The 3755-nt window shown below is 64.5% G+C and carries 3 protein-coding genes and 1 pseudogene; 3 read left to right on the forward strand and 1 reads right to left on the reverse strand.

Going from position 1 to position 3755, the window contains the following annotated elements:
• Positions 1 to 390: pseudogene (locus tag H926_RS35145) on the forward strand (chromosome partitioning protein ParB); the annotation flags it as partial.
• A gap of 283 nt (positions 391 to 673) precedes the next feature.
• Positions 674 to 1933: a replication initiator protein A gene (locus H926_RS0121215; protein ID WP_022678043.1), complete on the forward strand. Its 1260-nt coding sequence runs from the start codon at positions 674 to 676 to the stop codon at positions 1931 to 1933.
• Between the two features lie 1085 nt (positions 1934 to 3018).
• On the opposite strand, the gene H926_RS0121220 is transcribed toward H926_RS0121215, so the two are convergent.
• Entirely contained in the window at positions 3019 to 3396 is a 378-nt protein-coding gene (locus H926_RS0121220) for a copper resistance protein CopC (protein ID WP_028658316.1), read from the reverse strand.
• Between the two features lie 160 nt (positions 3397 to 3556).
• Between H926_RS0121220 and H926_RS33820 the strand changes: the two genes are divergently transcribed.
• The coding region (locus tag H926_RS33820; protein ID WP_158442034.1) for a hypothetical protein at positions 3557 to 3755 on the forward strand (199 nt) is incomplete at its 3' end.

Raw genomic sequence — 3755 nt, forward strand, 5'->3', positions numbered from 1 at the left:
CCCCCCGCCGATGTCCAGCTCAAGCCTGGTTATGCCCTCGCCCAGGCGTTGGATGACAAGAACGCCCAGGTTGCCATCCTCAAGGAAGCGCGCCAACTTGCGCGGGAGCAGGACGCCGCCCGCAGCACTGGCCGGCCGACGGTGCCCTCCCCCGAAGTGCTCAAGCGCCTGCTGGCTGCGCCCACGGCCGGCAACAGCCCATCGGGCCCGCTGTTCAGCTGGGACGCGCCGATGAGCGGCCGTCGCGCCGTATCGGTGCTGTCGGCCGGGCGCCAGGGCGTGACGATCAAGCTGCACAACGGCACTGGCGCCACTACCGAAGACCTAATCGAAGGAGTGCGCGCCGCGCTCGACGCACTCGAAGCCCAAGGCAAGGGCATGCAGCGGTGAGGCCATCGTTTCCCCGTTTCCCCGGGGAAACACCGCCCCCTCCCTGGCACCCCCCTCCCCTGGCGAACGGCGCGCGCAGCGTGCCGTTTGCTGGCGCATGTGTTCTCCCGCGAACCTCGCGTGACGTGTTCCGTCCGCCGCCAGTGCATGGCGCGTCGGAGTTCAAGAGCGCCGCCCTCCACACGTTTCATCGCCACCGCATCTTGCCCCGGGCTGGCCCACGCCAGTACCGGTTGGCTGTGTTGTCACCCGCCCTTCCCTCCTCCCCTCACTCCGGCATCGCATGACTCGCAGCAAACCTTCCGTCAGCAGCGAACGCTTTGACGTCTTCCTGCCCTACGTGGCCGACATGCCCTTGCGCGATCAGCGCGAAATGATGGAGCGCCCGTTCTTTTCGCTGGCCAAGACCAAGCGCACCAAGCCGATCGATTACACCAGCCCCGATGGCAAGCTATGGGTCCACGTCTCGGGCAATCCCGATTATGGCATGGCCACGATCTGGGACGCTGACATCCTGATCTACTGTGCCAGCGTTCTGGCCGACATGGTACGGCGCGGGGTCAACGATGTGCCGCGCAAGCTCACCATTATGCCCTATGACCTGCTGCGCGCGATCGGCCGCCCAACTACGGGCCGCGCCTATGAATTGCTGGGCCAGGCGCTCGATCGCCTGGTGGCGACCACGATCAAGACCAACATCCGCGCGGAAAACCGCCGCGAAGCCACCTTCTCGTGGCTCGATGGCTGGACCCAGCTGGTGGACGAGCGCACCGAACGCTCCAAGGGCATGACGCTGGAGCTGTCCAATTGGTTCTGGGAAGGCGTGATGATGCAGGGCGGCGTCTTGGCGATCGATCGCGCCTACTTCAACATCACCGGCGGACGCGAGCGGTGGCTCTACAAGGTCGCGCGCAAGCATGCCGGGGGCGCGGGCGAGGAAGGCTTTGCCATTGCCATGCCCACGCTGTTCGAGAAATCCGGGGCAGAAGGCGAATATCGCCGTTTCAAGTTCGAGATTCTCAAGCTGGCGGAAAAGGACGCCCTCCCCGGCTACGCCCTGAGCGTTGAACCTGGCAAGACCGGCGAGCCGCTGCTGCGCATGCGCCGCGTCGATGGCAAGGATGGCGCCGAAGTCGTTTCCCCGGGGAAACGCCCTGCCCCCCTGCCCGCAGTCACTGCCGCACCCTCACCCGCACCTGCGCCGGCAGCTCCGCCCGTGGCCCACCCTGCGCCAGCCAAGCCGGCATCACGCAACGCGGATCATGTAGCGCCGTCCGTGCCAGCACCCGTCACCGTTGATGCGCGCAGCCTGATCCGCTCGACCATCGCCGGCCTCAGCCACGCCGCCACGCGCGGTTTCATGACCGACGAAACCCTGGCGCACTTGCGCGAAACCTGCCCGGGCTGGGACTTCCAGGCGCTCCATGCCGAGTTTGAACGCTGGGTTTCGGCCGACCCCGCGCGCACCCCGGCCGACTGGCAGCGCGCCTTCATCGGCTGGGCCAAGCGCCATCACGAAAAGCACCGCCACACCCTGCGCTGACCAGCGCCGCCCGCTCCGTGCCCCATGCGCACGGAGCGGGCCCCAGCGCGACACCGTGATCGCGCTTTACCTCCACCATCACGAACGACGCTAATCCAGCCTCGGGTAATCCTGCAGGTGTGCCGGCCTGAGTCGCAGCGATCTGTATGCTTGCCGGCAGACGCTTGATGACAGGGAAGGGGCGGGGGAGGGGAGGGTAGCAGTACCAAGGCAACGCCCCTTATGTCACCACCTACGTCACCCCGGACTTGATCCGGGGTCCAACTTTCTGCCTTCGCGCGGTTCGTCTTTAGCGGCGCGCGGGATAAGCCATCCAAACAGCATGACAGCCATGCAAGTGCGGTCGCGGCATTCGCAAAAGTCACCAATGCCCCAATGCCGTTCTCGAAAGAACGTGTCGCGTGCTGTTGCACGCAATCGCCGTTCGCGAAGTGTCGTGGGCCGATCGTCCCCTCGTCACACCAGTGAAATCATCCACAGCGATTGAACGTCCAAAGCACTGCGTTCCCGAAAAGAAATTCAATCCACCGTGGTTGCCGCCCGTCTGATGGCAAACATCGACCCTTCGGGAACAGCAAAACGCGTGTTTCGATCCTTTAGGAACGGCCTTTCGATCCATCGGGAACGGGGGATCGATCCTTTGGGAACGATGCTTCGATCCATCGGGAACGGAAGGTCGATCTATCGGGAACAGCGCATTGCAGGCGAATCGCGAAACTCTGGCGATTCGCGCGAGTGAGCGCGGCGCTTAACTTGTCTAACGACTCTAAACAGGATCTAACCCGCCAGAAGTGTCTTTTGACGAGTTGAAATGGGGGAAGGGCGCAAGGCTCCACCGCATGTCGATCAAACCTGCGTGAGCCCACGGACTGAACGCATTCATACGGTCAGCGATAGACGCGGGTGCCGAGCCGGAACTGGGCGCTATCAGAATTATCCATTCTTTTTAGAACGATAGCCTGAATTTGAGCCGCGCCGAGCCGCAAACGTATTTCGGCCGGCTTTGCGCGAAAAGGGAGCAAAACCGGCCGAAGTAGGAAATCTCATGTTTTTCAGCGGCTTGAAGAGGCCTTTGCGCCAGTTTCCTATTTCACCGTGAAACTGTAGCTGCCATCGGCACTTTCGCCCGTGCTGGAGCCGGCATGCCAGGTCAGGCGATAGGTGCCGGCCGGTAGGGCGCGGGGGAGGGTAACCTTGAGGGTCTTGCCCTCGTCAGCAAGGGCGGTAGCAAAGCCGGTGACCTTCATCGGTTGGTGGTTGGCCATGCCGGGCATCGCGGTCATCACCAGAGCAAGCGAGGAGGGCGGCACGGCCACAGCCTCCGTAAAGGACAGCGTGATGACCGTTGGCGCGCTGACCACCGCATCAGCCGAGGGACTGGCGGCGGTCAGTGCCGGTTGGGCAAGAGCAGGGGCGGCAGCGCAGAGCGCGGCGAGCGCAAGGGGGAGGGCAGCATGGCGCATGAACATCGACGATCCTTTCGAAACGGGGCTGCCTTCTGATACGCAGCGTCGATCATCACCCCTTGGCCGATGTGCAAAAAATGTGGCGACGGGATGAGGGACAAGCCACGCCGGTGCGTATGAGGGGGCAGGCAGGGCAAGGACAGGAGAAGCACGGGCGATGGGCAGTGTGGAGGAAGGGCTGGCCGGGCTGCGCCATGCAGCGGCCAGGCGGGCAGACGACGTGGCGGATTGGGCGGCGCTGGAACAGGCGGTGATCGGCGGGCTGCACCGTCATCAGGCACGCGCGCAGGCACGGCGGCAACTGGCCTGGACCGGGGCGCTGGCGCTGGTGGTTGGCCTGGCGGGGGGGGGGGCCC

This window comes from Novosphingobium sp. B-7 (assembly GCF_000410615.1).
GTDB lineage: Bacteria > Pseudomonadota > Alphaproteobacteria > Sphingomonadales > Sphingomonadaceae > Novosphingobium > Novosphingobium capsulatum.

What these genes read in the sequence shown, in the direction of transcription:
- H926_RS0121215 (WP_022678043.1), top strand. Translation starts at nt 674, where the DNA reads ATGACTCGCAGCAAACCTTCCGTCAGCAGCGAACGCTTTGACGTCTTC.
- H926_RS0121220 (WP_028658316.1), bottom strand. Translation starts at nt 3,396, where the DNA reads ATGCGCCATGCTGCCCTCCCCCTTGCGCTCGCCGCGCTCTGCGCTGCC.